General features: G+C 67.1%; 33 protein-coding genes and 1 tRNA gene. 10 read left to right on the forward strand and 24 right to left on the reverse strand.

Annotated features, from left to right (window positions below):
* Positions 1-11 precede the first annotated feature (11 nt).
* Together ACIGW2_RS29840 and ACIGW2_RS29845 are read left to right on the forward strand one after the other, a co-directional pair.
* Positions 12-1,115, forward strand: coding sequence for a sensor histidine kinase (locus ACIGW2_RS29840; protein WP_399847045.1), 1,104 nt, complete (start codon positions 12-14; stop codon positions 1,113-1,115).
* Complete coding sequence (locus ACIGW2_RS29845) at positions 1,106-1,759, forward strand: response regulator (protein ID WP_391654333.1); 654 nt, start codon at positions 1,106-1,108, stop codon at positions 1,757-1,759. The genes ACIGW2_RS29840 and ACIGW2_RS29845 overlap by 10 nt, the downstream gene beginning before the upstream one ends.
* 50 nt (positions 1,760-1,809) lie before the next feature.
* On the opposite strand, the gene ACIGW2_RS29850 is transcribed toward ACIGW2_RS29845, so the two are convergent.
* A complete protein-coding gene (locus ACIGW2_RS29850) occupies positions 1,810-2,034 on the reverse strand; it encodes a zinc ribbon domain-containing protein (protein WP_391654334.1) in 225 nt (74 codons plus the stop codon).
* A gap of 23 nt (positions 2,035-2,057) precedes the next feature.
* On the reverse strand, positions 2,058-3,410 hold the full coding sequence (locus ACIGW2_RS29855) for a hypothetical protein (RefSeq protein ID WP_399847046.1): 1,353 nt from the start codon (positions 3,408-3,410) through the stop codon (positions 2,058-2,060).
* Positions 3,411-3,539: 129 nt separating this feature from the next.
* Between ACIGW2_RS29855 and ACIGW2_RS29860 the strand changes: the two genes are divergently transcribed.
* Both ACIGW2_RS29860 and ACIGW2_RS29865 read left to right on the forward strand, forming a co-directional pair.
* Positions 3,540-3,614: transfer RNA gene (locus ACIGW2_RS29860), tRNA-Val, on the forward strand.
* Positions 3,615-4,070: 456 nt separating this feature from the next.
* Positions 4,071-4,367 carry a hypothetical protein gene (locus ACIGW2_RS29865; protein ID WP_399847047.1) on the forward strand — a complete coding sequence of 99 codons (297 nt, stop codon included), beginning with the start codon at positions 4,071-4,073 and terminating at the stop codon, positions 4,365-4,367.
* Here the strand turns inward: ACIGW2_RS29865 and ACIGW2_RS29870 are convergent.
* Genes ACIGW2_RS29870 through repSA form a run of 3 tightly spaced genes read right to left on the reverse strand, consistent with a single transcriptional unit; the run spans position 4,345 to position 7,078 of the window.
* Positions 4,345-5,496, reverse strand: coding sequence for a tyrosine-type recombinase/integrase (locus ACIGW2_RS29870; RefSeq protein ID WP_399847048.1), 1,152 nt, complete (start codon positions 5,494-5,496; stop codon positions 4,345-4,347). The genes ACIGW2_RS29865 and ACIGW2_RS29870 overlap by 23 nt on opposite strands.
* On the reverse strand, positions 5,496-5,684 hold the full coding sequence (locus ACIGW2_RS29875) for an AlpA family transcriptional regulator (RefSeq protein ID WP_030688058.1): 189 nt from the start codon (positions 5,682-5,684) through the stop codon (positions 5,496-5,498). Before ACIGW2_RS29875 ends, ACIGW2_RS29870 begins: the two co-directional genes overlap by 1 nt.
* Positions 5,681-7,078, reverse strand: coding sequence for a replication initiator protein RepSA (gene repSA / locus ACIGW2_RS29880; protein WP_399847050.1), 1,398 nt, complete (start codon positions 7,076-7,078; stop codon positions 5,681-5,683). Before repSA ends, ACIGW2_RS29875 begins: the two co-directional genes overlap by 4 nt.
* Before the next feature lie 193 nt (positions 7,079-7,271).
* On the opposite strand from repSA, the gene ACIGW2_RS29885 reads away from it, so the two are divergent.
* Positions 7,272-7,589: an Imm51 family immunity protein gene (locus ACIGW2_RS29885; protein ID WP_399847051.1), complete on the forward strand. Its 318-nt coding sequence runs from the start codon at positions 7,272-7,274 to the stop codon at positions 7,587-7,589.
* On the opposite strand, the gene ACIGW2_RS29890 is transcribed toward ACIGW2_RS29885, so the two are convergent.
* The 7 genes from ACIGW2_RS29890 to ACIGW2_RS29920 all read right to left on the reverse strand — a co-directional run bounded on the left by ACIGW2_RS29890 (position 7,586) and on the right by ACIGW2_RS29920 (position 11,741).
* Positions 7,586-7,927 carry a SpdD-like protein gene (locus tag ACIGW2_RS29890; protein WP_399847053.1) on the reverse strand — a complete coding sequence of 114 codons (342 nt, stop codon included), beginning with the start codon at positions 7,925-7,927 and terminating at the stop codon, positions 7,586-7,588. The genes ACIGW2_RS29885 and ACIGW2_RS29890 overlap by 4 nt on opposite strands.
* Positions 7,928-7,938: 11 nt before the next feature.
* Positions 7,939-8,097: a hypothetical protein gene (locus tag ACIGW2_RS29895; protein ID WP_190103575.1), complete on the reverse strand. Its 159-nt coding sequence runs from the start codon at positions 8,095-8,097 to the stop codon at positions 7,939-7,941.
* Between the two features lie 19 nt (positions 8,098-8,116).
* The gene (locus ACIGW2_RS29900) at positions 8,117-8,308 is read right to left on the reverse strand and encodes a mobile element transfer protein (RefSeq protein WP_053647146.1); all 192 of its coding nucleotides are present in this window, start codon (positions 8,306-8,308) and stop codon (positions 8,117-8,119) included.
* Between the two features lie 14 nt (positions 8,309-8,322).
* The gene (locus ACIGW2_RS29905; protein WP_399847054.1) at positions 8,323-9,018 is read right to left on the reverse strand and encodes a DUF2637 domain-containing protein; all 696 of its coding nucleotides are present in this window, start codon (positions 9,016-9,018) and stop codon (positions 8,323-8,325) included.
* An 83-nt stretch (positions 9,019-9,101) separates the two neighbouring features.
* Complete coding sequence (locus tag ACIGW2_RS29910) at positions 9,102-10,457, reverse strand: FtsK/SpoIIIE domain-containing protein (RefSeq protein ID WP_399847055.1); 1,356 nt, start codon at positions 10,455-10,457, stop codon at positions 9,102-9,104.
* A gap of 3 nt (positions 10,458-10,460) precedes the next feature.
* The gene (locus ACIGW2_RS29915; RefSeq protein ID WP_030688073.1) at positions 10,461-10,805 is read right to left on the reverse strand and encodes a hypothetical protein; all 345 of its coding nucleotides are present in this window, start codon (positions 10,803-10,805) and stop codon (positions 10,461-10,463) included.
* 138 nt (positions 10,806-10,943) lie between these two features.
* Complete coding sequence (locus tag ACIGW2_RS29920) at positions 10,944-11,741, reverse strand: GntR family transcriptional regulator (RefSeq protein WP_399847057.1); 798 nt, start codon at positions 11,739-11,741, stop codon at positions 10,944-10,946.
* Here ACIGW2_RS29920 and ACIGW2_RS29925 point away from each other — a divergent pair, their 5' ends adjacent.
* The 3 genes from ACIGW2_RS29925 (at position 11,742) to ACIGW2_RS29935 (ending at position 13,912) form a co-directional block, all read left to right on the forward strand.
* Positions 11,742-12,212 carry an NUDIX hydrolase gene (locus ACIGW2_RS29925; protein WP_399847058.1) on the forward strand — a complete coding sequence of 157 codons (471 nt, stop codon included), beginning with the start codon at positions 11,742-11,744 and terminating at the stop codon, positions 12,210-12,212.
* On the forward strand, positions 12,209-12,562 hold the full coding sequence (locus ACIGW2_RS29930; protein WP_399847060.1) for a hypothetical protein: 354 nt from the start codon (positions 12,209-12,211) through the stop codon (positions 12,560-12,562). Before ACIGW2_RS29925 ends, ACIGW2_RS29930 begins: the two co-directional genes overlap by 4 nt.
* Before the next feature lie 534 nt (positions 12,563-13,096).
* The gene (locus ACIGW2_RS29935; RefSeq protein ID WP_399847061.1) at positions 13,097-13,912 is read left to right on the forward strand and encodes a hypothetical protein; all 816 of its coding nucleotides are present in this window, start codon (positions 13,097-13,099) and stop codon (positions 13,910-13,912) included.
* Positions 13,913-14,029: 117 nt separating this feature from the next.
* Here ACIGW2_RS29935 and ACIGW2_RS29940 read toward each other — a convergent pair whose 3' ends face one another.
* From ACIGW2_RS29940 to ACIGW2_RS29975, 8 genes are all read right to left on the reverse strand, one after another.
* Entirely contained in the window at positions 14,030-15,955 is a 1,926-nt protein-coding gene (locus ACIGW2_RS29940) for an AAA family ATPase (protein WP_399847062.1), read from the reverse strand.
* Positions 15,952-16,524, reverse strand: a complete 573-nt coding sequence (locus ACIGW2_RS29945) for a hypothetical protein (protein WP_399847063.1) — start codon at positions 16,522-16,524, stop codon at positions 15,952-15,954. Before ACIGW2_RS29945 ends, ACIGW2_RS29940 begins: the two co-directional genes overlap by 4 nt.
* Positions 16,521-17,900, reverse strand: coding sequence for a hypothetical protein (locus ACIGW2_RS29950; RefSeq protein WP_399847064.1), 1,380 nt, complete (start codon positions 17,898-17,900; stop codon positions 16,521-16,523). The genes ACIGW2_RS29945 and ACIGW2_RS29950 overlap by 4 nt, the downstream gene beginning before the upstream one ends.
* 193 nt (positions 17,901-18,093) lie before the next feature.
* Positions 18,094-18,441 carry a hypothetical protein gene (locus ACIGW2_RS29955; RefSeq protein WP_399847066.1) on the reverse strand — a complete coding sequence of 116 codons (348 nt, stop codon included), beginning with the start codon at positions 18,439-18,441 and terminating at the stop codon, positions 18,094-18,096.
* Positions 18,438-19,145: a GntR family transcriptional regulator gene (locus tag ACIGW2_RS29960; RefSeq protein ID WP_399847068.1), complete on the reverse strand. Its 708-nt coding sequence runs from the start codon at positions 19,143-19,145 to the stop codon at positions 18,438-18,440. The genes ACIGW2_RS29955 and ACIGW2_RS29960 overlap by 4 nt, the downstream gene beginning before the upstream one ends.
* Positions 19,102-19,365, reverse strand: coding sequence for a hypothetical protein (locus ACIGW2_RS29965; RefSeq protein WP_319013736.1), 264 nt, complete (start codon positions 19,363-19,365; stop codon positions 19,102-19,104). The genes ACIGW2_RS29960 and ACIGW2_RS29965 overlap by 44 nt, the downstream gene beginning before the upstream one ends.
* Positions 19,366-19,561: 196 nt before the next feature.
* Positions 19,562-19,858: a hypothetical protein gene (locus tag ACIGW2_RS29970; RefSeq protein ID WP_399847069.1), complete on the reverse strand. Its 297-nt coding sequence runs from the start codon at positions 19,856-19,858 to the stop codon at positions 19,562-19,564.
* Between the two features lie 12 nt (positions 19,859-19,870).
* The gene (locus ACIGW2_RS29975; protein ID WP_399847070.1) at positions 19,871-20,149 is read right to left on the reverse strand and encodes a hypothetical protein; all 279 of its coding nucleotides are present in this window, start codon (positions 20,147-20,149) and stop codon (positions 19,871-19,873) included.
* A gap of 77 nt (positions 20,150-20,226) precedes the next feature.
* Here ACIGW2_RS29975 and ACIGW2_RS29980 point away from each other — a divergent pair, with 77 nt between their 5' ends.
* Positions 20,227-20,982, forward strand: a complete 756-nt coding sequence (locus ACIGW2_RS29980) for a GntR family transcriptional regulator (RefSeq protein WP_399847072.1) — start codon at positions 20,227-20,229, stop codon at positions 20,980-20,982.
* A gap of 52 nt (positions 20,983-21,034) precedes the next feature.
* Here ACIGW2_RS29980 and ACIGW2_RS29985 read toward each other — a convergent pair whose 3' ends face one another.
* The 3 genes from ACIGW2_RS29985 to ACIGW2_RS29995 form a co-directional block, all read right to left on the reverse strand.
* The gene (locus tag ACIGW2_RS29985; protein ID WP_399847074.1) at positions 21,035-21,592 is read right to left on the reverse strand and encodes a hypothetical protein; all 558 of its coding nucleotides are present in this window, start codon (positions 21,590-21,592) and stop codon (positions 21,035-21,037) included.
* A gap of 348 nt (positions 21,593-21,940) precedes the next feature.
* A complete protein-coding gene (locus ACIGW2_RS29990) occupies positions 21,941-23,080 on the reverse strand; it encodes a tyrosine-type recombinase/integrase (protein ID WP_399847076.1) in 1,140 nt (379 codons plus the stop codon).
* Positions 23,080-23,289 carry an excisionase family DNA-binding protein gene (locus ACIGW2_RS29995; RefSeq protein ID WP_399847077.1) on the reverse strand — a complete coding sequence of 70 codons (210 nt, stop codon included), beginning with the start codon at positions 23,287-23,289 and terminating at the stop codon, positions 23,080-23,082. The genes ACIGW2_RS29990 and ACIGW2_RS29995 overlap by 1 nt, the downstream gene beginning before the upstream one ends.
* A 77-nt stretch (positions 23,290-23,366) precedes the next feature.
* On the opposite strand from ACIGW2_RS29995, the gene ACIGW2_RS30000 reads away from it, so the two are divergent.
* Positions 23,367-23,780, forward strand: a complete 414-nt coding sequence (locus tag ACIGW2_RS30000; protein ID WP_399847078.1) for an Imm10 family immunity protein — start codon at positions 23,367-23,369, stop codon at positions 23,778-23,780.
* 196 nt (positions 23,781-23,976) lie between these two features.
* Here ACIGW2_RS30000 and ACIGW2_RS30005 read toward each other — a convergent pair whose 3' ends face one another.
* Positions 23,977-24,246, reverse strand: a complete 270-nt coding sequence (locus ACIGW2_RS30005) for a hypothetical protein (RefSeq protein WP_399847079.1) — start codon at positions 24,244-24,246, stop codon at positions 23,977-23,979.
* Between the last annotated feature and the right edge of the window lie 103 nt (positions 24,247-24,349).

Raw genomic sequence — 24,349 nt, forward strand, 5'->3', positions numbered from 1 at the left:
CGTGGACGATCATGAAGGAGACCGGCCGGACCGCCCTCGCGCTCGCCCTCGGCGCCGCCCTCGTGCCGCTGGAGGCCGCCGTGGGCCTCCTGCTGCTGCCGCTCGCGGCCCGCCCGGCCGGGCGGCGCGCGGCGACACGGGCCGCCGAAGGCTTCGTGCGGATCGAGCGGCGGCGCCTGGACCGCCTGCTCGCCGTCCGCCTCCCGCCGTACGGGCCGGCCCGCACCCTCGCGTACGTCACCGCGCGCTGGCCGCTCGGGCTGCTCGGCGGGGTGGTCCTCGGCTGCGCGGCGGTCGGCCTCGCGTACCTCCTCTTCGCCCTCGCCGGCTGGCTGTTCGTCGATCTGCGCGAACCGCTCATGGTGGTGCTCGGCGGCCTCGGCGGACTGCTCCTGCTCTTCCTCGCGCTCCAGGGCATGGGCCAAGTCGCCCGGATGGAGGCCGAGTTGGCGCTGCGGATGCTCGGGCCCAGCCACACCGACGCGTTGGAGGCGCGGATCGCCGAACTCGCCGCCAGCCGGGCCGCGATCATGGAGGCCGTCCACGAGGAGCGCCGCCGCATCGAGCGCGACCTGCACGACGGCGTCCAGCAGCGGCTCGTCGCCCTCGGCCTGCTCATCGGCCGGGCCCGCCGCGGCCGCGACCCCGAACGGGCCGCCGAACTGCTGCTCCAGGCCCACGAGGAAGCCCGCCTCGCCCTCGCCGAACTCCGCGAGGTGGCCTGGCGCGTGCACCCGACGGTCCTCGACCGGGCCGACCTGCGCACCGCCCTCGAAGCGGTCGCCGAACGCGCCCCGCTGCCGGTGCGCCTGGCCTACGAGGTGCCCCGGCCGCTGCCCCAACCGGTGGAGACAGCGGCCTACTTCGTGGTCTCGGAGGCCGTCACGAACGTGGTCAAGCACGCCCCGGGGGCGAGCGCCGTGGACGTACGAGTGAACTGGGAGGAAGGGCAGTTGGAGATCCGGGTACGGGACGACGGCCCCGGCGGCGCGGACCCGGGAGGCGGCGGCCTGTCCGGCCTCGCCAGCCGGGTCGCCGCCCTCGACGGGCGCCTCACCGTGGACAGCCCGCCCGGCGGGCCGACGGAGATCGGAGCGCGGCTGCCGTGCGCGTGATGCTGGCCGAGGACTCCACCCTGCTGCGCGAGGGGCTCGTACGGCTGCTCGCCGAGGAGGGCCACGAGGTGCGGGCCGCCGTCGGCACCGGCGTCGAACTCCTCGCGGCCGTCGCCGCCGAGCCGCCGGAGGTGGTCGTCGCCGACGTCCGGATGCCCCCGACCCACACCGACGAGGGCCTGCGCGCCGCCCTGGAGATCCGGGAACGGTTCCCGGCCACGGGCGTCCTCGTGCTCTCGCAGTACGTGGAGAAGCGCTACGCCACCGAACTGCTCACCGACGGCAGCGGGCCCGGCGGCGTGGGCTATCTGCTGAAGGACCGGGTGGCCCAGGTCGACGACTTCCTTGACGCCCTGGACCGGGTGGGCCGTGGCCGCACCGCCTTCGACCCGGAGGTCGTCCGCCGCCTCCTGGCCCGCTCCACCCACACCGACCCGCTGTCCCGCCTCACCCCCCGGGAGGCCGAGGTCCTGGCGGCGATGGCCCAGGGCCACACGAACGCGGCGTTGGCGGCCCGGCTGCACGTCTCGCAGAGCGCGGTGGAGAAACACATCAACGCGATCTTCGACAAACTGGAACTGACCGGCCGCGGCGAGGGCTACAGCAAGCGGGTGCTGGCGGTGCTGAGGTACCTGGACAGCTAGGGGCTCGCGGGTGGGTGCTCGGGCCGGGGAGGGCGGGGGCGGGGCGCCGGTCAGCCGCAGCAGCCTCCGCCGCAGCACCCGCCACCGCCACCACCACCGGCGGAGGCCCGGGACGGAGCGGCGGCGGCCGTGCCGCCCACGGCGACGGCCGAGAGCAGCTTCACGGTGTCGTCATGTCCCGCGGGGCAGGCGGCGGGGTCGCCGGACTCGGCCATGGGGCGGCTGAGCTCGAAGGTGTCGTCGCAGGTGCGGCAGCGGTACTCGTAACGGGGCATGGCCCCAGGTTACGGCGTGCCGCTCACGGCTTGCCGCGCTCCTCGCGAATCCGCTCGACGACCTGCCCGGCGGTCTCGCGGATCGCCTCCAGCTCGGTGAGGAAGGCCCAGTAGTCGGGGTGCCGCCCGCTGTCGAGCCCGGCCACGGCGCGGTCGATCCGGCCCACGGCCTCGTCGAGCGGGCCGGCGTGCCGGGGCTCGGGGGTGGTGCGCCCCGCCATCGCGAGCCGCTGGGCGTCCCGTACGGCGAAACGGGCCCGCTCGATCTCGGCCTGCGGGTCCTTGGCGACGGCGTTCAGCCGGCGCAGCCGGTCACCGGCGGCCGAGACGCCCTCGTCGGCGGTGTTGAGCAGGGCGCGGGCGGTGGACAGCAGCGAGGTCGCGTCGGGCCAGCGCTGCTCGGCGCGCGCCCGCGCGGCCTCCGCGAGCCGCTCCTCGGCCTGCCGCGAGGCGGCGGCGGCCTGCTCCGGCACGTGCTGCAGGTCCTGCCAGCAGGCGACGGAGAAGCGGCGGCGCAGCTCCGACAGGACGGGCTCGACCCCGGCGGCGCGGGTCGCGAGCGCCTGCGCGCGGGTACGGAGCGAGACCAGCCGCTTGTCGATCTCGGCGGCCCGCTCGGGCACCCGCTCGGCCTCGGCGCGCACGGCCTCGGCCTCGCGCAGCACGGTGTCCGCGCGCTGCAGGGTCTGGGTGACGCCGTGCCGCCCGGCGCCCTCGTTGAGCAGGGTCAGCTCGGGGCCGAGGCGGGCCAGCCGGGCGGCCAGGTCGTCGGCCCGGAACCCGGCCTCGCGGACCGCGTCGAGAGCGGTGCTCGCGTTCCGGAGCGCCTGCCGCGCCCGCTCCACGGCGGGCGCGAGCCGGGCGAGCTGCGTCTCGGCCCGCTCCAGCAGCGGCGCGAGCCCCTGCTCGAACCGGTCCAGCTCCCCCTTGACCCGTACGAGCTCGTCCTTGGCCCGCTCCAGCTCGCTCCGGGCCCGCCCGGCGGTCGCCGCGTCCAGCTCGACCCGGTCGAGGTCATGGGCGTCGACGGCGGTGATGTACGTGTGGCTGACCTCGTCGATCCGCCGCCCGAGCGCCGCGAAGCCGTCGACGGCCCGGCGGGCGTCCGCGGAGTCGTCCACGGCGCTGATCGTCTCGATGGAGATCCGCAGCCCGCGCTGCGCGGTGTCCAGCTCGTAGAACGCGGCCGCCGCGGCGTCCTTCGCCGCCTGCGCCTCGGCCCGCCGGCTCTCGTCCCGCCCCCCGAACCAGCGCCGCCCGCCGCCCCCGCCCCCGGCGAAGGCCTGCGGCACCAGCACCCCGACCAGCAACGGCAACGCGAGCGACACCCGGAGCACCGCACGGATCCCGCCCGCCCTGCCCTCGCTCGCCCTCACGTCGCCCCTCTCCCCGTCCCGTCCCGCCGCTCCATTCTCCCACCCGCCCCCCGATTCACCCCCCGCCCCCCACCCCGAGCCGTTTGCGACCCCCACCGCCCCGCCATGTACGCTGTTGCCTCACTCCACGGGTGCGTAGCTCAGGGGTAGAGCGCTGCTCTTACAAAGCAGATGTCGGCGGTTCGAAACCGTCCGCGCCCACCAGCACAAAGGCCCCTCGCCGATCATGGCGAGGGGCCTTTGACATCTGTTTCTGACATCAACGTCCATGGTCACTGTGGCTGGGGTTCCAGGACCGGGACTCCACGAGGGGGAGCGGTGGAGGACGTCTTCGACACGACCGGGAGACCGCCGAAAGGCTGGATGCACGCCGTCTTCCACGGCGGTCCGTACGGGGAGGACGTGGGCCGCTGCATCCCCGGCCCGCCCGCGCCGGCCACGCTGTCGGTTCCGTTGTCAGAGGGCGGTGTCCACGTGTACCGCCTGCGGACGGTGGGCTCATGGTCCGACCCGGACGACCCGATAGCCGTGTAAAACCCCGACGGCCCCCCGGTTCCGCCGTCTCTCCTGACCGCCCAGGAGAGGCAGTGGACCCAGGAGGGACGGCGAAGGAGGGGCCTCAGGCCCGTCAGGCTCGTCGCGCTGACCGACGACGGACAGATGACGTACGACCCTGATGCCGCTGCCGTCGAGGCGATGCTTGCCGGGCTGGGGGAGCGGCAGTACCTGGTTCTCCAGCGACTGACCGACCAGGATGAAGGCGACTTCTCCCTCCAGGTCCTGCTTGCTGAGGACGCCACCTACGAGGTGGAACACCAAGCGGATACGACCGGTGAGCGTCAGCGGACGCGATCGACTTCCCAGACGGAGGTCCGTGACACCGTCCTCCGCTGGGTAGCCGATCAGCCGAGCCGGCGCAGTGACCTCGAAGGTCCTACGGCCGGGGACGGCTCCTGAGCAGCCGATCCATGTGACTCACGGCCTCGCGCTGCGTGTCCTGGACGACGTGGGTGTAGACGTTCATCGTCACGGCGATCTGGCTGTGACCGAGGATCTCCATCACGACGCGGGGCGGAACGCCGGCGGCGGTGAGGAGCGTCGCCGTACCGTGCCGGGCATCGTGGAGCCGGACGACGCGGAGGCCGGCGTTCTTCGCGACTCGGGTGAACGAGCGGTAGAGGTTGCGCGGCTCGATGGGCTGGCCGGTGCGGGTGGTGAAGACGTACCCGGTCTCCGTCCACTTCTCTCCAGCACGCTCGCGGGCAGCAGCCTGCTTGAGTCGCTGCCACCGCAGGGGAGCGACGCAGATGGCGGGGAGTGGAAGCGTCTGCTTGCGCCGGCGGCCCTTGGGGTCGTCCTCGTACACCTCCCCGGCGACCCGCTGCCGCTGAGTCCTGACCCGGATCTCCCGCTTGTCGAGGTCGACGTTCTCCCAGCGGAGGCCGACGACCTCTCCGCGGCGGAAGCCGAGGGCGATGGCCAACACGAAGGCGGCGTACAGCGGGTCCTTCCGGGCGGCGGCGAGGAAGTCGAGCGTCTCGTCCAGTGACCAGGGGGAGAGCTCCCGGGCGGCGACGGTAGGCGGCTCGACGAGCGTCGCGACGTTCCGGCTCACCAGCTCCTCACGGCAGGCCGCAGTGAGGGCGGTGCGCAGAACGCGATGGGACTCCTTGGCCGTGGCGGCGCTGGTCTTCTTCTCCAGCTGGACGAGGAAGCGGCGGACGTCGGCGACGCTGAGCGATTCCAGCCGCTTGGTACCGATCATCGGGACGAGGTAAAGCCGGATGTGCACCTCGTACTTGGCTGCGGTGGTCTTCTTGCGGCGAGGCTTGACGATGTTGTCGAGCCAGTACGGCAGCCACTCGGAGAGCTTCATCGAACGGGTGGGTACGGGAACGCCGTTGTCGACTTTGTCGAGGAGCGCACGGCGCTTGGCGTCGCACTCGGCCCAGGTCTTGCCGTAGGCGAACTTCCGGGCCGTCGTGCCGTCGGGCTGGAGAACGTAGACGGCGGCCTGATAGCGGCCGTCCTTCCGTTGGGTGATGGTGCCGGCCCCGTTGGGGTTGCGCTTGCGCTGGATAGCCATCAGGCGGCCTCCTCGATCTGGTTGTCGATGAAGTCCCGGACGGCGTCGGCGGGGACGCGGCGCGACCGGCCGATGGTGAGGGAGACCAGGCGGCGGGACCGGATGAGGTCGTAGACGGTCGAGCGACCGAGCTTGAGGCGTGCCATGACCTCCGGCACGGTCAGCAGCTCAGGGGTGGCGGTGGTCATGTCGCAGCTCCTTCCAGGGCGATTTGGTCGCGTAGGGCTTCACGGGCGGTCTCACGGTTGAGCTGGATGTCCCGGGCGATCGAGGCGGCGAGGGCGGCCTCGCCGGGGGAGTGACCCTGGCCGACGTAGGACCAGGAGGTGAGGACAAGGACGGTGTCCGGCTCGATGTCGTCGAGGCCGCGGGCGATGCGCTCCTGGGCGGCGCGGTAGTCGGCGCGGGTCTGGCGGAGTTCGCCGAGGGTGGTGGAGTACTGGCGGGACTTGGTGGAGAAGTGGCCGCGGAAGCCGAGCATGTGGGCCCAGGCGAGGAGCCGACGGTCCGGGTACAGCGGGTCGAGGTCGAAGCAGGCTTCGACGAGGCGGCGGGTGTGGTCGGGGACGCCGAGGAGGACCAGGGCCTCACGGTTGCCGATGCGGCGGTCGAGGCTGCCGGTGGTCTCCGCGGCTTTGGTGGCGTACTTGGCGATGTACGAGGCGACGGCCTGTTCGGTGATGTCGGAGCCGTCGCCGAAGGCTTTGACGGGGCGGATGTCGAGCTGGGTGCCCCAGCGGAGGCGGCGTAACGGCTGGTCGCCAGCGGCGGGGACGGTGACGGTCGTGTATGCGTGGGTGGCGGCGGCGTGGATGGCGTCGGTGAGGCGTTCGGTGGTCGCCCACGACGGTGGCGGGGAGTCGGGACCGTCCGGGCCGTCGACGCGAACGACGGCGTGGAAGTGGACGGCGCCCCGCTTCTGGAACTCGGCGACCTTCCCGTACGAGATCCGGGCGACCTCTTTCAGCTCCCTCTGAGTGAGGCCGGCTATGGCGGCGATCTCCCGGCGGAGGCGGTTCGTGAACCTCTGCCAGAGCTGCCCGGCGTGGTTGTTGAAGAGGACGGCGGCGGCGTAGTCGTACGACTCGGGGTCGAGCGGCGTGCCGAGGGCGGCGTCGTCCTCGGCGTGGCGGGCCCCGCAGCGGCAGGGCCGGGTGCCGGGCCGGTTGTGGACCGGTCCGAAGGACGGGGCGGTGAGGGTCAGGAACACGCGGGGGTGATCGCGGACGGAGGCGGGGATGTCCCGGGCGCTGTCTCCGGCGAGGCCGGCGCGGATGAGGTGGTAGGTGTCTCCGGCGTAGGTCCAGGCGCAGGCGGGGCAGCGGGAGGCCCGTCGGTTGCCGCAGGCGATCCGGAGCCGGGCGCCCGGTTCGGCGTCGGTGGAGTACCGGTGGGGGGTCTCGCCGGTGGTCTTGTCCCGGGTGAGGGTCCAGCCCTGGAGGTGGATCGGGTGGGAACAGCCGCCGGTTCGGCGGATCTGTTCCTTCCAGCGGTCGAAGTCGTGGGATCCGGCGACCCGGAGCATGTCGCCCAGGGTGGCAGTGTCGAATCCCGCCGACGAGGCGGCTGGGACGGTCATCATGGGGTGCTTCCTTCTGGTTCTGCGAGCTGGGTAGGAGCGGGGCTTCCGGGCGGCGGAGACTTGGCGGTTGAGCCGCCCGGAGGCCGGCTAGTGCGGTGACTGGAATGGCGTACCGGACCGGCGTGGGTGGGGCACTGGACGGGCGCCCCGAGAGATCGGGGGCCCTGTCAGAGGGCGGTGAGACGATCACGCCGTGACGATCAACCTGCATGACTTCGACGGCGAGCACTCGCTGACCTTCAATGCCGGTGGCTTGGCTGCCGATGCCGCTGTAGCCGCTGCCGGGCACGAGCCGAACGGGTACTTCTGGGAAGGTCTCGTGCAGTTCGCCTGGCCGGACATTGCCGAGGACCTCGAATTCGACAGCGAGGCTGGCATGTTCTGCACGGTCGGGAATCCGAGCGATCTCGCACGACTCAAGGCGGCTCTTGAACCCGTCATCACGAGCCCTGAGGCAGTTCGCGACATCATTGCCCGTGCGGAGGCGTCGGGCTTCGAGTTCGACGACTAGCGCTGTCGGCGCTGGCCGTTGAGGAGCGAGCGCAGGACGACGGCGCACACGGCGACCGAGACGGTGCTGACGGCGACGGCGAGGAGCATGGAGACCAGGACCGTGCCCACGACCAGGACGGCACCAGCGCCGCCGGCGACGACCACAGCCAGACCAGCCGGTGTGAGGCGCAGAGCCGAGGACGGTGCCGGGACCGGAGCAGGGGCCGGGGCGTAGTGGTGGCAGGCCCCCGCGTCGACGGTGTGGTGGGGCGCGATGTCGGCGGTGACGGCTGGCTGGACGAGCGGGGTGACGAGGCTGGTCGGAAGCGGGTTGACCGGGATGCGCGGCTGGAACATGACGGTTCTCCCTACTTGTTGATCGTGTTGTCGATGAGCGGGGCGAGGACGCTGTCGGCGAGGAGGTAGCCGCCGAGGAGGATCACGGCGACGAGCCACCAGGGCGGGCGGATGAGCTTGATGCCGAGGCCGCCGACGACGATCAGGGCGAGCCAGAGCGGGACGTCCATGACGGGGTTTCCTTCGAGGTCAGCGGGGCTTGCAGCGGTGGGTGCGGGCGGCGAGCTGGGCGGCCGAGGAGCTGGAGTACTCGGCGGACCAGCCGCAGCCGTCGGCCGTACATACGGCGGCGTACTTGGTGCGGCCGTGGCGGTCACGGTGGGTGCCGATCTGCACTGGACCGATCCGCATCACGGAGTGGAAGTGGTCGCGAGCGGCCATAGGAGGGTCTCCCTTCAGGCGAGCTGGGCGGCGATGGCGTTGGCCATCAGGGGCGGGACACCGAGGCGGGCGCGGAGGGTGTCGGTGTCGATCGGGTAGCCGGTGCGGGCGCGGTAGTCGTCGGCGACCTTCCGGGCGTGAGCGACGAGCGCCGGCGGTACGGCCACGGGAGCGGGTTCGGGCTCCGGGACTGGCTCCGGCTCCGGAGAGGGGAGGAACAGGGCGGCGGCGATCTCGGGCTCCGGCTCGACCACGTCATCCCGCTCGATGACCGCTTCCACGGCCGAGAGTTGCCCGGAGTCCGTGTCGGGTTCGGCAGGCTGGGCGACCGCCGGATGTCCAGGGGAGTGGACAAGAAGGGTCCCGCCGAGGAACGCGAGGGCAGGCCAGCCCGCGACGAGGATGCGCAGCCAGGCGGGGACGTGGCCGAGGTCGAGGAGTCCGGCGGTGGCGACGTTCGCACCGAGCGACGCGGTCAGGGCGACCATGAACCACGTCCAGGCGGAGCGGGCAGGTTCACCGGCGGCCCGCGAGGTCCGCAGCCGATGCCAGGCGGCGACGAGCAGGAGATCCACGGAGACGGGGTAGGCCCAAGCCTTCCAACCGGACTGTCCGGCAGCCGCAGCCAGGTCGTGGAGGTGAGCGAAGGACAGGGCGCCGGCGATCACGGCTTGTACGAGGACGGCGTCCGGTCGGCGGATGGGACGCATCGGAGGGTCCTCCTTCCGGTTTCGGGCATGGGTGGGGTAAGGACCTGGCGTGAAGCGGTCACGCCGCCGTGGAGCGAGGGGATTCAGGCGATCGCAGGAGCCGTGACGGTCGAGGGCGCCGCGGCTTTGCCCAGGGGCGGCAGGACGGGCCGGAAGGCGTCCAGCGCGGGGATCTCGGGCGTGCGGTGAGCGTGGGAGTTCGCGATGTTCACGGCCCGCCGGAGCGTGAGGTGGGGAGTACGGATGCGGACCCACCCACCGGAGGAGTCGCCGGCGACGGCGGTACCGGGCCGGTCGGTGCGGATCTGGACCGTGGCGAGGACGGCGTCCGGGGCGATGTCGCCGAAGGCCATGTTGGCGGAGGTCTCGTCGTTGACGCGGTGAGCGGTCCGGCCGGTGAGCTGGGCGCGGAGCATGGTGATGCCCTTGCCGAGCTCGGAGCCGAAGCGCTGCCCGCAGATCTCCAGGTAGATGCCGGCGGCACGGCCGAGCTGGGCGAGCCGAACGAGGGAGGTGATGATCCGATCCCGCCGCTTCTCCTCCTCCTTCGTGGCGAAGAGGGCGAGCTCGGCGACCTCATCAACCAAGAGCACGATCGGGGTCGGTCGCAGGTGATCGGGCAGGTCCCAGATGTCGGCGGTGATCTCCGCATCCGGCAGATCAGCACTCAATCTCTGCTCGCGTCGGATCAGCTGGTAGACGTCCTCCATGTGCTCGACGAGGGTGTCGAGGAGGTCGGCGGCGGCATCAGGGTTGTCGGCCAGGGCGGTGAACCGTCGGGCGAGCGGGGCGAGTTCGACTCCCTGCTTGCAGTCGATCCCGACGAGGGCGACATTCAGCGTGGCGAGCGCAGCGACGAGGTTGCGCTGATAGACGGACTTCCCGGACTGGGTGGCACCGACGTTCAGGGCGTGCGGGGTCTGGCGGTAGTCGCGGTAGTAGACCTCTCCGTCCTCCCGCATGGCGACCGGAACCCGCATCACCCCACCGCGGGCAGCCGCGGGCATCTGGACCCGCTTGAGGACGTCGTACCCGGTCATCCGCAGTTCGACGACACCCGAGCGGACCTCCCGGGCGGTGACGTTTGGCATGACGAACGAGTGCCGGAGCCGGTCCGAGGCAGCGGAGAAGTCGAACGCGTCCTGACCGGGCCGCAGCTTCACCCGCAATACAAGCCCAGTACGCGTCGGCCGCAGCCGCAGAATCCGGGGCGCCCGCGAGTCGGGAATGGGTCGGCCGGTCATCCGGGCCAGCGCCAGGCGCCAGCGCGAGGGCGGGACGGTCAGCCCGCACGCGTCCATGACCGACGCGTACCGGGCGAGGATCCGCACCACGGCGAAGACGACGCCGAAGCTCATCCAGTACCAGGCCGGACGCTGCCACCGCAGCAGCAGCGCGACCGTGGCGACCAACGAGAGGGTGACCGTTAAGGCGGTCATGGGTCAGCCGACCTTCGCGGCGGCGAGCGAGGTGACGGCGACGGCGCGGAAGCTGATGCCGTGGCGCTTCTGGCCGTTGAACTCGTTCTCCCACGGCCGGGCGACGACGCCGGTCAGGGCGACCGGGGTGCCCATGGAGAGCTCCTCGGAGATGCCGGTCTTGGGCACGGTCAGGTTGAGGATCTCGGCGTTACCGTCCATGACGAACATGACGTCGACCGTCATCAGCGGGGCACCGGTGTCCCGGTCGGTGGCGATCTCACCGGTCTGGCGGTTGGCGATCTTCGGGGCCGGGGGCTGGGCCACCATCACCATCGCGGCGGAGGTGTCGACGGGGATCTGACGCACAGTGGATCACTCCTCTATAGAGGTTGGGCTCCTTCACTCCTGTATAGGAGTGACATGAATAAGAGTGCATCACTCCTGTACATGAGTCAACCCGCCACGGAAAGAAACCGCAGCGGGCTGAGGGGAGTTGAGCGAGCGTCAGTCGGTCGCGGGGATCCGGTACTGGAAGACGAACTGGTCAGCAGCCATGAGAGTGTCGCAGACCTCCACGACGCGGCCCTTCGTGGTCACCGCGTCCCGCACCAGCTGAATCACGGGGGCGCCAGGACTCAGAGCCAACTCGGACGCCTCCGCCTTCGCGGCCGGCCGAGCCTGAAGGGTCTCCACGAACTCGGCGAAGGTGTGGCCGTGGTCTTCGAGCCGGGCGTAGATGCCACCGGGGCCAGGGTTCTCGGCGAACAGCTCGGGGATGTCCTTCACGACGTCCCAAGGCAGGTACGACGAGGCGGTCTCGACGGGCGTCCCGTTCCGGAAGTACAGCCGACGCCGCGCGAGCACCTGCGTCCCCACCTCGACACCAAGCCGTTCGGCGACGTCCGCCGGCGCTTCCATGGGCCCGATGTAGAGGACGCTCACCTTGGCCGTGGCGCCGGACTGCTCGGACTCGGCGAGGTAGGCAGCCTTGCCGCCCCGCCGGTGAGAAGCGCGGAACCGGTCCGAAGACCGAAGCCGTACGGGAGGCCGGTCCTTCACGATCGAACCCTTGCCGTGCCGGGTCTCGACGAGCCCACTGGCCCGCACCTCCACCATGGCCTTACGGATGGTCCCGCCGGCGACCCCGTAGCGCTCGACGAGTTCGGACTCGCTGGGCACCATGTCGCCGGGCTTCAGTACGCCGGATCGGATCTGCTGGATGATCTCGTCAGCGATCTGTACGTACCGAGGTACGGCCCTGCCAGCTCCTGCTGGAGTTCCCACAGTCCTACCCACTCTCATATGCTCCTGTACATGAGTAACGGGAGCGCGGGAACAAAGTCAACGCCACTCCACTCGGTGTCCGTGGCCGGAGCGGTAGTGCGCGAAGACGGCCGCCTCCTGGCCATCCGCCGAGCGGACAACGGCACGTGGGAGCTCCCAGGCGGAGTCCTCGAACTCACCGAAGCACCGGAAGCGGGCGTCGCCCGCGAGGTCCTGGAGGAGACGGGCATCCACGTCGAGGTGGACCAACTGACGGGCGTCTACAAGAACACCACCCGCGGCATCGTGGCCCTGGTCTTCCGCTGCAAGCCCGCAGGCGGCACCGAGCGAACCTCGGAGGAGTCCACCGCGGTCGACTGGCTGACGCCGGCCGAGGTCGAGGAGCGCATGGCCGAGGTCTACGCGATCCGCCTGCTGGACGCCCTGGATGGAAATGGCCCCCATGTCCGGAGCCACGACGGCCGCCGCCTTTTGGGCACGTCCGCATGACCGGTGCGAAGCCCGTCAGCGAGTGGCGCGACGTCTATGACTTCCTGGACCAGGTCCGCTTGCGGCCAGGGATGTTCGTACGCGGCGGTTCCCTCCTGGAGCTCCAGGCGATGCTGTACGGCTACCGAGTCGCATCCGAGATCCACGGCCCCCAGGCCATGACGGACTTCGAGCATCAGGGTCCGTTCGCTGAGTGGTTGTGGCCGCGACTTGGCCATGCCTACGCCAGCCCCTTGGGGTGGGCGATCGAGATCACGAAGGCTGCGGAAGCAAGCAGCAGGGCAGGCATCGACCTGTTCTTCGACCTGCTGAGCGAGTTCAAGGCTGAGGGAAGCCCGGAAGCGCGGTAAGACTTTCTCTACTTCATCAAGGCACCCACCGCGCACGGCGCGGTGCGCGCGGCCCGGCGTCCGGGCCTGCGCTCCTGTCTGCGCCCCGCTCCAGCCCGGCCGCCGTCCGCACGCCTAACAGCATGGGTTGATGGGCGGCGAACCACGACGCGGCCGAGGCGGAACGCGAGTGCGGCTCAAGGCGATGCCTCCGGCGGGGGCGCTCAGGCTCCGGGATGGAGGGGGCCCGTGCGCAGGTGCCGGCCGGTGGGGTGTTGCGGTGGGGACTCCCATCCCGTCTGCCGTCGACCCAGGCAGAGCCGAGCAGACACGGCACCGGGCGTCCAGGTCGTTCGTACAGTGGCGCGCTCCACCTGGACGCCCGGCACCGCGCCTGCTCCACGGTGTGTGGGTCGACGGCAGACGGGATGGGAGTTGGGGGCGGAGGCCGACGGTGCCTTAGCTAATACGATCCGGCGCCAGAGGACTTTGCTCGTGCTTTCGGTTCGCTAAAATCGAGGCGTCTTGAGCCGGGGCTGGGGGACCATACCTGGTATGACTTACAGCGGTGACCCGTCGGCCGGGAGAACATCCGTACGTTTTGAAGAGCTGGCGGAGTGGGGCGATCTGTGGGACAAGTACGACGCCAGCACCGATGGCCCTCAGCCCGTCCCTAGTTGGTACCACTCGATTCGACACCGAAACTGGTGGGGTTCTGGTGCAACCCTGAGCCAGCTTCACGCACTTGCCAGGGATCATGGCATACCCGTCGCCCGGGTCCTGCCTGCCGATGTTCTCCGCGAGCTTGTTCAGGCTGACGATGAGCACGAAGCGAAGCTTGATGTCCTCGTACGGCACCAGGAGCGGATACGCACCGCATGCCGGCACGAAGTCCCGAGCGACTCTGACGGCTGGCGTACCGACTATCCCGAAACAGCCAGGCGGGTGCTTGCCGCGTGGGATGACGGTCACCTTCTTGCTGCCGCATGTCTCGCTCTGGCGGCAGCTGAAGACCTGATGTTCATCGTTTCTCGTGTTGACCGAAGCAAAAAATACCCTGGGCTCACAAGCGCAGCAGCTCGTGAGCCGCACCCGCAATGGTGGCCGCATGAGCAGGTTGTCTTGACGCCGATCGAGACCCTGTTCAGTCGGTATTTCCCGGAGAAGAACGATCCGATCCCTCAGAACCTGTCCCGACACGCGGTCATGCATCGGTTGCCTTTGGAGCACATGAACGACGGGCACTGCATTGTCGCGATCGTGCTCATGGTCTCGCTGCTCGCGGAGCACGAGTGGCACCTGATCGAGGAGCAGATCGACATGTGGAACGAGGACGCCGAAGAAGACGGCCATGGTGCAGCCGCAGACTAGGTGAAACCAGACTGTTCGATGCGCCGGAAGTTTGCGGGCCCATGAGCACTAGCCCCAAGCAACTCCAGCCCAAACTGCGCCGCTGGCCTTCTTCTTCAGCGGGTTTCAGCCCAACAACTATTCATCGACTGACGCAATGGGGTCGACGAGACCCTCTCCGGGATGCGGAACTGTGGTGACCGTCGGATGGTGATAGTCGACCCTAATTCGCGCAAATTCACCCTGGTAGTCGTCAGGGAGTTCATTGTCCGAGATGATGAGTTGCACTGTGCCCGGAGCCCCGTTTGCCAACTCTACGAGGCGTTTGTAGATCGCAGCACAGGTCTCAGTGGCAGTGTTCAGGGCCAGGCGAGGTCCATCGATCACAAGGATAGACGGATACCGGCAATCGACTTCTCGCGCGACGGTAATAAGAGATGTCCAATAGGCGATTTGAGTTGCGGTCATCGATCCCCCGCCACTCATCAGTGTTTTGGTGAAAACCTTCCCATTGATTAGAGGGAGGTAGTTCTCGCGATCGAACCCACAGGATTCAACTGTGGCAATCTTCAGTCCCGCAACGGTCTTCCTAAACTCTTCCTCGATGCGGCTAAGGACGGAGTCTTTATGCTCAGCCAATGCGGTCTTGCGTGCTGCAATTTCCGCCTTGAGGCGTTCCTGTTCAGTGCGATGGCCCTGAACCTCGCGCTCGATGTCGGCCACGCGATCCCACTGCTGTAGCGCCAGCTCATAGGCCTCCTGGCGAGTGCGAGCGGTAGCCAGGCGATCCGAGGCATCACTGAATGCCTGTAGCCGTGGGGTAATTCGATTTGCAGTTCGCGACTCAAGCGTCTCGGTTAGATTCTTCACCAACGATTCGCGATCATCGACCGCTCGATATGCCCGCTGGAGATGTTCTTCCGTCACCTCTAGTTGTGCTTCCATCTCATCCATCTGCAACTCAAGCTGCTGAAGTTCGTAGCTGCCTGTTGGCTGATTGGATGCAACGGGGTCGGGCTGCAGGCAGAGTCGACATACATCGTGTCCTGCGTCCCTATTGTTGAGTGACTGCATACAGCGTGGACATGCTGCAAACTCGATATTTGCAAGCCTCGCTCCAGCATCACGCATCCGCTCAAGGCGTGCGCTGTCCGCCTTGACGCGCCTCTTTTCTAGCGAGATTTCCCCGCGTTCGCGAAGCAAGTCTTGTACTGCGGAACGTGCTTCGGCAAGCGTCCTTTCTGCATCCGTCAGGAGATCTCGATACACCTGCGTTTGGCGGTCCACCACGGGGTCGAGCTCCTCACGGAGCGAGTTGAGCTCTTCCTGGGCATTTTCTTGTTCCGAAACGGATTCCCCGAGTGCCTGTTCTACTTCTTCCCGGCTGCTCGTGTTGCTGTCATTCAGGAATGTTAGGACTGCCTCCAGATTCGCCCCCTCGCTGTCAATCTTTCCGTTAAGGATATTGACATTCGACTGCATTGCGAGAATTTCCGGATCTGTCAGCTTGAACAGAAGCTCGAATACGGCCTTTCTTTTGGGGTCGTAGTACCCGTCGCGACTGTCTGCGATGTCTCTGTTGACGGCGTATTGCGGAACGTAGAGATACTTGAAGACATCACCAAAGGTCACCCGACTTCCGGCTTTGCTGCTCCGGCTCTTCTGTGCTGCGGCCTTGATGTCGTCCGGGAGTCCTAGCTTCCCCAAAAGGAAACCATTGAAGCTCAGCTCCCCATCACCGATTGTGTGATCAGGAAGGCGCTCCCCTGTGCGGAGATCCACGATACGCACGTTTTTGCTCTTCGCTGCATCGAGGCTGCGAAGAAACAGGAAGTGTTCGTCAGAGATACTCACGTCAAGCGCTACATCGTTGACCGACTCTGTAGCGACCGAAGCGAGGCGAGCTTCACCAGCAGCAAAACCATACTTGATCAGCTCAAGCAACGTCGTCTTGCCGGCTCCGGTTGGCCCTTCGAGCACGGTCAGGTCAGATGAGAACTCGTGCCGCACCTCGCCCTCGGTTGTATGAAGGACAACTGCATTCAGGCGAAACTTGATCGTCATCTGATTACCTGCCGATGCGGACGGTCCATCAGTTCTTCTAGCCTTTGATAGATGAGCTCTTTGATGGCATTTCCGGTCATGCCCGATGAAGCATCGGCAATGGCCTCGCTACGCTCGCTCAGTGCTTTCCACTCAGACGCCACACTCAAGTCTTGTGCGAGGCGTCTGCCCTCTTTTGTTGTGGATAGTGCTACACTTCCTTTCCTTCCTTTGGCGTACCGCAGGAGCCCGCGGCCGATCAGAGCGCCAATGACAGAATAGTAGCGGTCATCCCAGGGCCCGTATTTGTATCGAATCATTGGTGATTCGACTTCAGTCGGAGCTGAGATGTCCTCCTGTGAAAGGTTGAGGCGAGGGTCAGATTCGGATAGAGCGTCGAGTACCTGCGGGGCAAGGGCTGGATACCGCAAAAGGAAATCGAGCTTTGCGAGTTTGGTAAGTCCATCCAGCTTCTTCGAGTGTCCAGATGATCTGACTACGGCGTCTACTAGCAAGAGGACCCTGGCTTGATGGTATGCCGAGTCTTCCCTCAAGAGCTGTAGCTCTAGGTTTTCATAGCTGGCCTTCATGCGGCACTTCCGCGGTTCTCCTCGCGGAGGCGGGTGATTTCTTCTCCTACGTCGAACCGCTCGGTGAACCAAATCTGGCAAGCGTTTGCCAGGTCACTGATTCCACCCAGCATCAGGTCGGCGTCCATGCCTAGTGGAATTCTGTCCTCTGGGATTTCATCCAGGGAGTCTTGAATAGAGTTCCAGAAATCCGCTCCCCATACTCCGTTCGAACGCAAGGCAGGTGTATCCGCCCTATCGCTTACGCGAAGAAGGAGGCGACGCAGTCTCTCGCGCTCGGCCATAGCCGTCGGATCGCCTGTCAGGCGGTCGCGCCAGTAGCGAAGGTAGTCTTTTCTGAGTTGCTCGCTGCGCTCGATGCTGTTTTCTGAACAATCCCCTTTTCGCATCTTAACCGCTGATCGGCTCAATCTTAGGGGTGAGTCCAGCGAGCCGTAGGCGGCGGGATTGGCCATTGCAGTCATAACTGCTACATCGATGTCTTGCATCGTGACGATGCGGCTGGCGAGGGATCGTTCCCGGTCTCCCGCCGTGGGAGGTTGAGATCCGTTGGCGAATGCCAACACGGGAGAGATGATCGCATCCGGCCTTGGGCCAGCGGCTCGCATTCGTGTGAAGAAGAGCCCATAAACTGCATTCCATACAGCTTCGGGAGGTATGTCGTACCCTAGGTGCTCAATGATCGGTTTTGCGAATTTTGCAGGAGCGGCGAAGCCGATGTCGGCCCGCCTGGTTAGGCTGTGCTGGATATCCAGCATGGAGAGAAATCGCGCTACCTGGTGCCGCTGAATTTCCTCCGGGATTCTATTAGTGCTATCTTCAGTCCATTCTCTGGGTAGATGCTTTCCGCCATGAGTGATAATCGCCGAGTGGAGCTTTTCGACTAGCTGGACGACATCCCCTTCAGGGGTGGTTTCTTGCTTGGTGAGGCGCAAGTCCCGCATCGACTTCATGGCGGCAACGAGGTCTTGCGGATCTCCGCTAGCGATCCCGCCGGTAGTAACGAGTCGGCACGTAGGCTTTTCTCTAAGGGCGCGCCAGCGTAGAAATAGATGGGCAAGGCCGCCCGCATCGGCAAGCTGATTTACGGTTCTATATGCGTCCACTGATGGGTCGCGATGCTTGGCGGAAACGAGCTCTGCGGCGTCTCCCTTGAGTGCAACCCAGTCCTCGTGGAATTCGCAAAGGATTCGACGGTTCGCGTCATCCTGAAGAGTCTTCTCCGACCCCAGGGCGTCGTGATACATCTGCAGGCCATCCGCGGCCGCCATAGACGCCTGCCAGTCGTAGCGGTCTAGCGTATCGGCGCCGGCATCGTCGGGTTGCGGCGTCGTCACGACTAGCTCGGCAGCCGTCAGCTCCAACTGTTCAGGCAACGTGTCCCCACCCTGTCTGGCTCTGAACTGTTGCTAGATGGTGGCATGACGGGGCCTGTTCGCGCAGCAGTGGTCGCATTTCGGCCATGCCCGTGCATCTAACATCCGCCAAGAGTCCGTCTCCGGAACAGCATGCAGAAAAGCCCCGGTCTGAGGCCGGGGCTTCTCGACATCGCTGCGAGTGTGTTGTTCGTTAGCCGAAGGCAGACGCCGACAGCGTCGGGCCCTCGGCGTCGTTGCGATGGGTGTCCGGGCTGAGCAGCGGCAGGCGGTGGCCGCGGCTCTCCGCCACGCGCAGTGTGTCTCTCAAGGATTCCGCGAGGTCCTGCGCCAGGGCGCACAGCTCGTCCGGGGCGGCGTCAGTGGCGCTGAGTACGTCGGATGCGTGGTCCAGTAGTTCGGCCGCTAGGTCGAGCTGGATCGCCTCGGTGTTGTCGGCCAGGCGGGACAGGTGGCCGTTGGCGTCGTCGGTGCTCAGGAAGCAGGGCTTGCCGTCGGGGCCCGACCAGGGGAGGAGTCGCAGTTCGTTGTTGCGCGTCATCCTTCCGTCTTCCTCTCTTCGATCGTGGGGTGTGCGGTGAAGACTGCGTCCGCGCGGTCGCCGGGGAGCACCAGGAGCGCGGCTTCCACTACGCGGCCGGTGGTATCGGTTGCCACGCTCGTGATCGCGAGGACGGCCAGGGTGGAGCTGATCCGGAGAGTTGTCGCTTCCTCTGGGGTGGGGAGGCGGGCGGTGACCGTCTCTCGGATCTCCGTTGGTATCGGCTCCGCTCTCTGGGGCCACGGCGACGAGCCGAGTTGGATGGCCGGCGCCAGGTCGCCGGGGACATAGATGCGGGCCAGGCTGTGGGGTGACTTTTCCTCGTGGGTGATGCAGAGGAACTCGGTCAAAGGGCTGTTGGGCGAGACCCTCAGTAGGGTTCTGATGTGCCCGCGCGCCCGGAGGTTGGTCGTGCGGATGCTGACCTGGAGTGCGGGGTCGAAGGGTGTGCGGCCACCGCCGGCGTACGTGATGCGGCGGAGTGGGGGACGGACGAAGTTCCCCTTGCCGTGGACCTTTTCGATGAGTCCCTCGGCCTGGAGGAGTGCGAGGGCGTGCCGCAGTGTTGCTGTGCTGACCTTGTAGTGGACGGCGAGCTGGGGCTCCGAGGGGAGGCGGTCGCCGGCCTTGAGGCGGCCCGTCGAGATCTGGGTTCGTAGGTCAGCGGCGATGGTGTGACGGCGGGAAGGCACGGCGTGAGTCACCGCCTCTCAGCATTCGCAATGCGATGAGCCGAGTCCGGGAGTGCATCGTCAGCAGCTCGCCGGATTCGAACAGGAGGCGTTTGGCGCCGCCGGGGAGTTGGAAGAGGTCGGCGACCCGGCACGGCTGACCGCCGATCTGGATGACGTCTCCCAGTTGCACGGTGGCCGAGGTGATCTCGACGTTGGAGGCAAGGGCACCGCTGGGTGCCCATCCCCTCACTGGGGCACCTCCTTCGGTGTGCTCCGGTCGCCGGCCGGATGGCAGGAGCAGTCGCACGTTTCGTAGACCACGGGGATGTCGACCGGCGCCGCGGTGGGGGTGGAGTGGGCGCATTCGTGATGTGTGCCGATCCGGCACGCGCTCGACTGGTAGGCAGCTGCGGAGTCTGTCACTCGCGGTTGGTGACGACGAGGCATCAGAGGGCCTCCGTTGACGCGAACCATGTGTGCGTGAGGAGGTCGTGAGGCAGGGGCGTCGAGCGCCGCAACGCACGCTCCTCGCTGGCCAGTACGTATGGGCGGACGAGCGCGCTGTCCTCGCCCGCGAAGACGTCCGTGCGGTTGTGGTGCGGCGCCGTGAGCAGCTTCGGCCAGTCGTAGAGGTCGTAGTGAACGATCCTCGGTCGGTTGGGCGTTAAGGGGCTGCGGTGCCTGCCCTTCGACGGGTGCTGCTCTCTGGTGCGCGAGACCGCGCGGCGGATACGGTTGAACATGCTGATCAGCTCCTATCGCTGACGGCCAGGTCCCCGGACATCGCCCGTCGCGGGGACCGCTTTGTGTACGGCGGCCCATAACGTGCGGCCGCTCACACTGCTGGCGAGAAGCCCGAACTGATCGGCCTCCACCACCACTTCCAGGGCCTCCCGCCATGTCTCGGCCGGGAGGGATTCCGGCACCTCCGCTTCGATCGACGTGTGTCGGGCGTGCGGCTCCACGCGTGTGGTGAGTCCAAGGGCGGACAACCGGGCGGCGATGGCCTCCGCGCTTACTTCCGGAGCAGGCACAGGAGCCTCCGTCGCGGCGTGATCACTTTACGTGAAGCTAGTTAACTAGATTAGGGCTAGTGGACTAGATTTTCCATATGTCTGAGCAGCCGCCTTATCTCCGCATCGCGGATGTCCTTCGACAGCGGATCGCGGAGCATGAGTGGACGGCTGGCGACCGGCTTCCCTCCCGCGCTCAGATCGCCCAGGAGTGCGGCGTCGGTGAGAACGTGGTTCGCCGGGCACAGGAGCTACTGATCTCCCAGGGGGTCCTGGAGGGCCGTGCGGGTTCGGGCACGTACGTCGCCGAACCTCGTCAGCGCGTTCGGGTGGTTCGGTCCTCGGCGCGCGAGCAGCCCGGCGGTTCTCCATTCCGGGCTGACATGAAGGCCGTGGGGAAGCAGGGGGACTGGGAGAGCCGCACGGAGGCCAAGGTCCCGGCGCCGGCTGAGATTGCGTCGCGGCTCGGTATCGCCGAGGGGGCCCTGTGCGTCCGGACCGTGTACGAGTTCCTTGCTGACGGGCGGCCCGTGCAGTTGTCGATGAGCTGGGAACCGTACGACCTCACTGGCGGGACTCTTGTCGTCCTGCCCGAGGGCGGGCCGCACGCCGGGGCCGGCATCGTGAACCGGATGGCCGAGATCGGCGTCACGGTCAGCCATGCCGTCGAGCAGCCCGAACCCCGGCAGGCCACTGCCGAGGAAGCCTCACTCCTCGGGATCCAAAAAGCCGCGCTCGTCACGCACATCCGGCGGACGTACTACAGCGACCAGGGGCGGCCCGTGGAGACGGCGGACATCGTCGTCCCCGCCGCCCTTTGCGAGATCGTCTATGAGATCCCGATCAATCGTTAGCGGGAGTCCCGCTGGACGGTGATTCCCATACCGGGTGAACGACGGTGGCGCCTCAGTGAGCGACGCAGGGTGCTGCTACAGGTGGCTCGGTTTCGCCGTTCAAGGCTCTTCGGGCAGCGTTCGACATGAATCCCACTGCCTGAAGCCTCGCGTGTCCAGCGTCAACCACGCTCTGGGCAGACCCGCTACCTGAGCGGTGTGCATGCATGGCTTCTAGCTCTCGATCAAGGCTTCGACGCGCATGAACGGCTGCGGCGGAGACTTCCTCGGGGCCTTCCACACTCACGATGGCCTGGGCGAGGATCAGGTCGGACAGAGCACGCTGCACGGCCGAGTGACGCTCTCGATACTCGGCATCGTCGATGTGGGCGTCCTTCGCCTCACGGATCAAGCCAGCACATCGGATGGCGGCAGCGATGAACTGCGTATAGGCCTCCCGTCTGACCGCGCGAGCTTCGATCTCCCGGCGGTCCACGCGGTCGGCTGCGGCCAGCTCGCGTTGAGTCTTGGTCTGGTGACGCACGCCCCGCAACGCGAGCCAGGAGGCGAGCCCTGCTGCGGCGAAGGCAGCAGCGGCAGTTAAGGCAGCAGTTATCAGTGCTTCGCTCACAGTCAGATCCCACCAAACGCGGTGCAGCGAGCGCAGCTGATTGGTCCGTTCAGCAGTGAGCTGTACGGCAACAAGGCATCCCCGTCGAGGGGAAGCCTGACATCCAAAGGTGACATCAACGGCACCGGACGAGGGCGGTGTCAGGCGGTCATAGGCGGTAGGTCGGTGCCAGCTTGGGAGCCTGGTAGGCCCCGTCCGCACGAGCTTACAAAGCAGATGTCGGCGGTTCGAAACCGTCCGCGCCCACCAGCAGGTAGATAGACAAAGGCCCAGGTCACCGGTACTGAACCGGGAACCTGGGCCTTGTCCGTTCCCGGCCGCGGAGGCGGGGGAGAGGCGTCGTGCCAGTTACGTGCCAGATGGATCGTCGCCGGACTCCGCTGGCCGGACCTTCCTGATCTGCTCGTCGACGTGGGCGGCGATGGCGTGGTCACGCCCGTTCACCAGGTGCTGATAGATCAGCGCGGCCCGCACCGACGAGTGCCCCATCCGCTGCATCAGCTCACGCGTCGTGGCGCCGCCGGTCGCGGCGAGGGTGTTCCCGGTGTGGCGCAGATCGTGGAAGTGGACGTCTCGGAGGCCGGCGGTCTTCAGGGCCCTCAACCACAGTCGGCGGAAGTTGTTCCGGCGCAGCTGCCCACCGCGAGCTCCGGTGAAGACCAGCCCGGTCCGACCGGGCTCGGCGTAGACGGCGAGGTGAGTGGCCAGGCTCTCCGCCAGTGAGGCGGGGAAGGCGACGGTCCGCACACCGGCGGCGCTCTTGGGCGTCTTGACCAGGATGCCGTCGGTACGGGTCTCGGCCAGAAACCGCCGTACGGCGACGGTCCGCCGGTCGAGGTCGACGTCGTGACGCTGAAGCGCGGCGAGTTCCCCGAAGCGGAGGCCGGTGAAGGCCGCCAGCAGGATGAGCACCCGGAACCGTGCCGGCACGGCGTCGGCGAGCCGGAAGACCTCAGTGACGTCGAGGAACGGCCGCTCGGCCGTCTTGGCCGCTCCGGCGCCCTTGATGCGGCAGGGGTTGCGCTGGATCAGCTCGTCGTCGACCGCGGTGTTCATGATGGCGCGGAGGATCTGGTACGCCTTGGCCACAGTAGGTTCACCGACGCCCGACTCCAGGAGGCCGGCACGCCAGCGACGGATCTGCGGTGTGGTGATCTCGCTCAGAACCACGTCCGCGAAGGTCGGCAGGATGTGGAGCCGCAGCGCGCTGCCGTTGCGTTCGCGGGTGGTCGCCGCGTAGTCGCGTTCCTTGAACCAGGCGTCGGCGTAGACCCCGAAGAGAACCTTGTCGTCCGGGTTCTTCCACTTGCCGTCGAAGATCTCCGCTTCCTTGCGGACGAGCCACCGATCGGCATCGGTCTGCGAGGCGAACGTCTCGGGGGCCGATCGCGTGATCCCGTCGGGCCCCTGATAGCGAGCCTGGAACCGTCCTGACGGCAGCTTGCGCACGGCACCGAAGCGTCGCCGCTTTCCCTTGGTGTTCGCCATCAGGCCACCGCCGCGAATCGGCGAGGAGTGGTGATCGGCTGGACGGTGTGGGCAGCGACCCATTCCTCCAAGGCCCGCTCAGGGATGCGGACATGCCGTCCCACCTTGATGAAGACGATCCGGCGCTCGGCGATGAGGCGACGCGGGAACCTCTCGGTGGTGCCGAGGAGTTCGGCGGCCTGGCCCACGGTCAGCAGTCGGTCGGTCATGCGCTTGCTCCTTTCAGGGCGATTTGGTCGCGTAGGGCTTCGCGGGCACCGTCAGGCCTCGGTGTTAGAACACCTGCATGACATACAGGTTCACGGCGTTGTTTGCTTGCGGACTCGATGATCCGGAAATGGACGACTGCCTGATGGCAGGCGCGGCCGAGTCGGGCGACGAGGATGTCTTCTCGCTCATGTTCATATGCGAATTCGACGAGCCCGACGCGCAAGAGGTATCCCTAGGCATGGACACGCACTGCCTTGTCACAGCCGATCAGGGCACTGCCTACGGCTGCGTACGCGAAGTGCAATTGGACAACGACGTGCTGTGGGTGACCTTGGATCCTGAGTCGCTGGACGCCCTTGGACTGACTGACACAGTCGTCGAGGCATTGCTTCGTGCCCCAGTAGAAGACTTGGCGCGGATGCGCGAAGTCCTCCCGCGCATCCTTCGATACGGACGCCCAGAGGCCCGTCCCATATTGATCAGCGCGTAGCGAGAGCTTCGTGCCCCATGCGTGCCCGATCGAGCGGGGAACACCAGGGAACGGCGGTCACTCACGGAGAGCACACAGCACGACGGCCCCCGGCCGATTTACCTGGTCAGGGGCCATCGACGTGCGCAGTGGTGTGGGATTTGAACCCACGGTGACCCGCGCCACGACGGTTTCACGATCGCCGAACGGGACCTGGCTAACCTCGGCTTGGCCGCTTCGTCGTCACCAAGACGATCGGGAGCACCAGGGCCGTGGCAGCGAGGCGCGCGACAGCCAGAAGGATGGGTTCGCCCACGAAGAGCATGAAGAGCCCCAGAAGGACGCTTCCGTCGACCTCGACGCCGATGAGAGGCATCGTGCCGCCAACGAACCCGATCACCACACACCACAGACCCCAGACGCCCACAGCAGCAGCGAGCAGGACCGTCAGCGCCGCCACCCAGGCGGGTGGTTCTCTGTCTTCCATGATCCCCCCATGGATCCCCAGTCAGGTGACTGGACTCACAGACGTGGAGGGAGAGTAGCGGCTGGGCAACCCGATGCAGGTGGGATCGTGCAGTTAACTCTCG

This window comes from Streptomyces sp. NPDC053541 (assembly GCF_044544705.1).
Classification (GTDB): Bacteria; Actinomycetota; Actinomycetes; order Streptomycetales; family Streptomycetaceae; genus Streptomyces.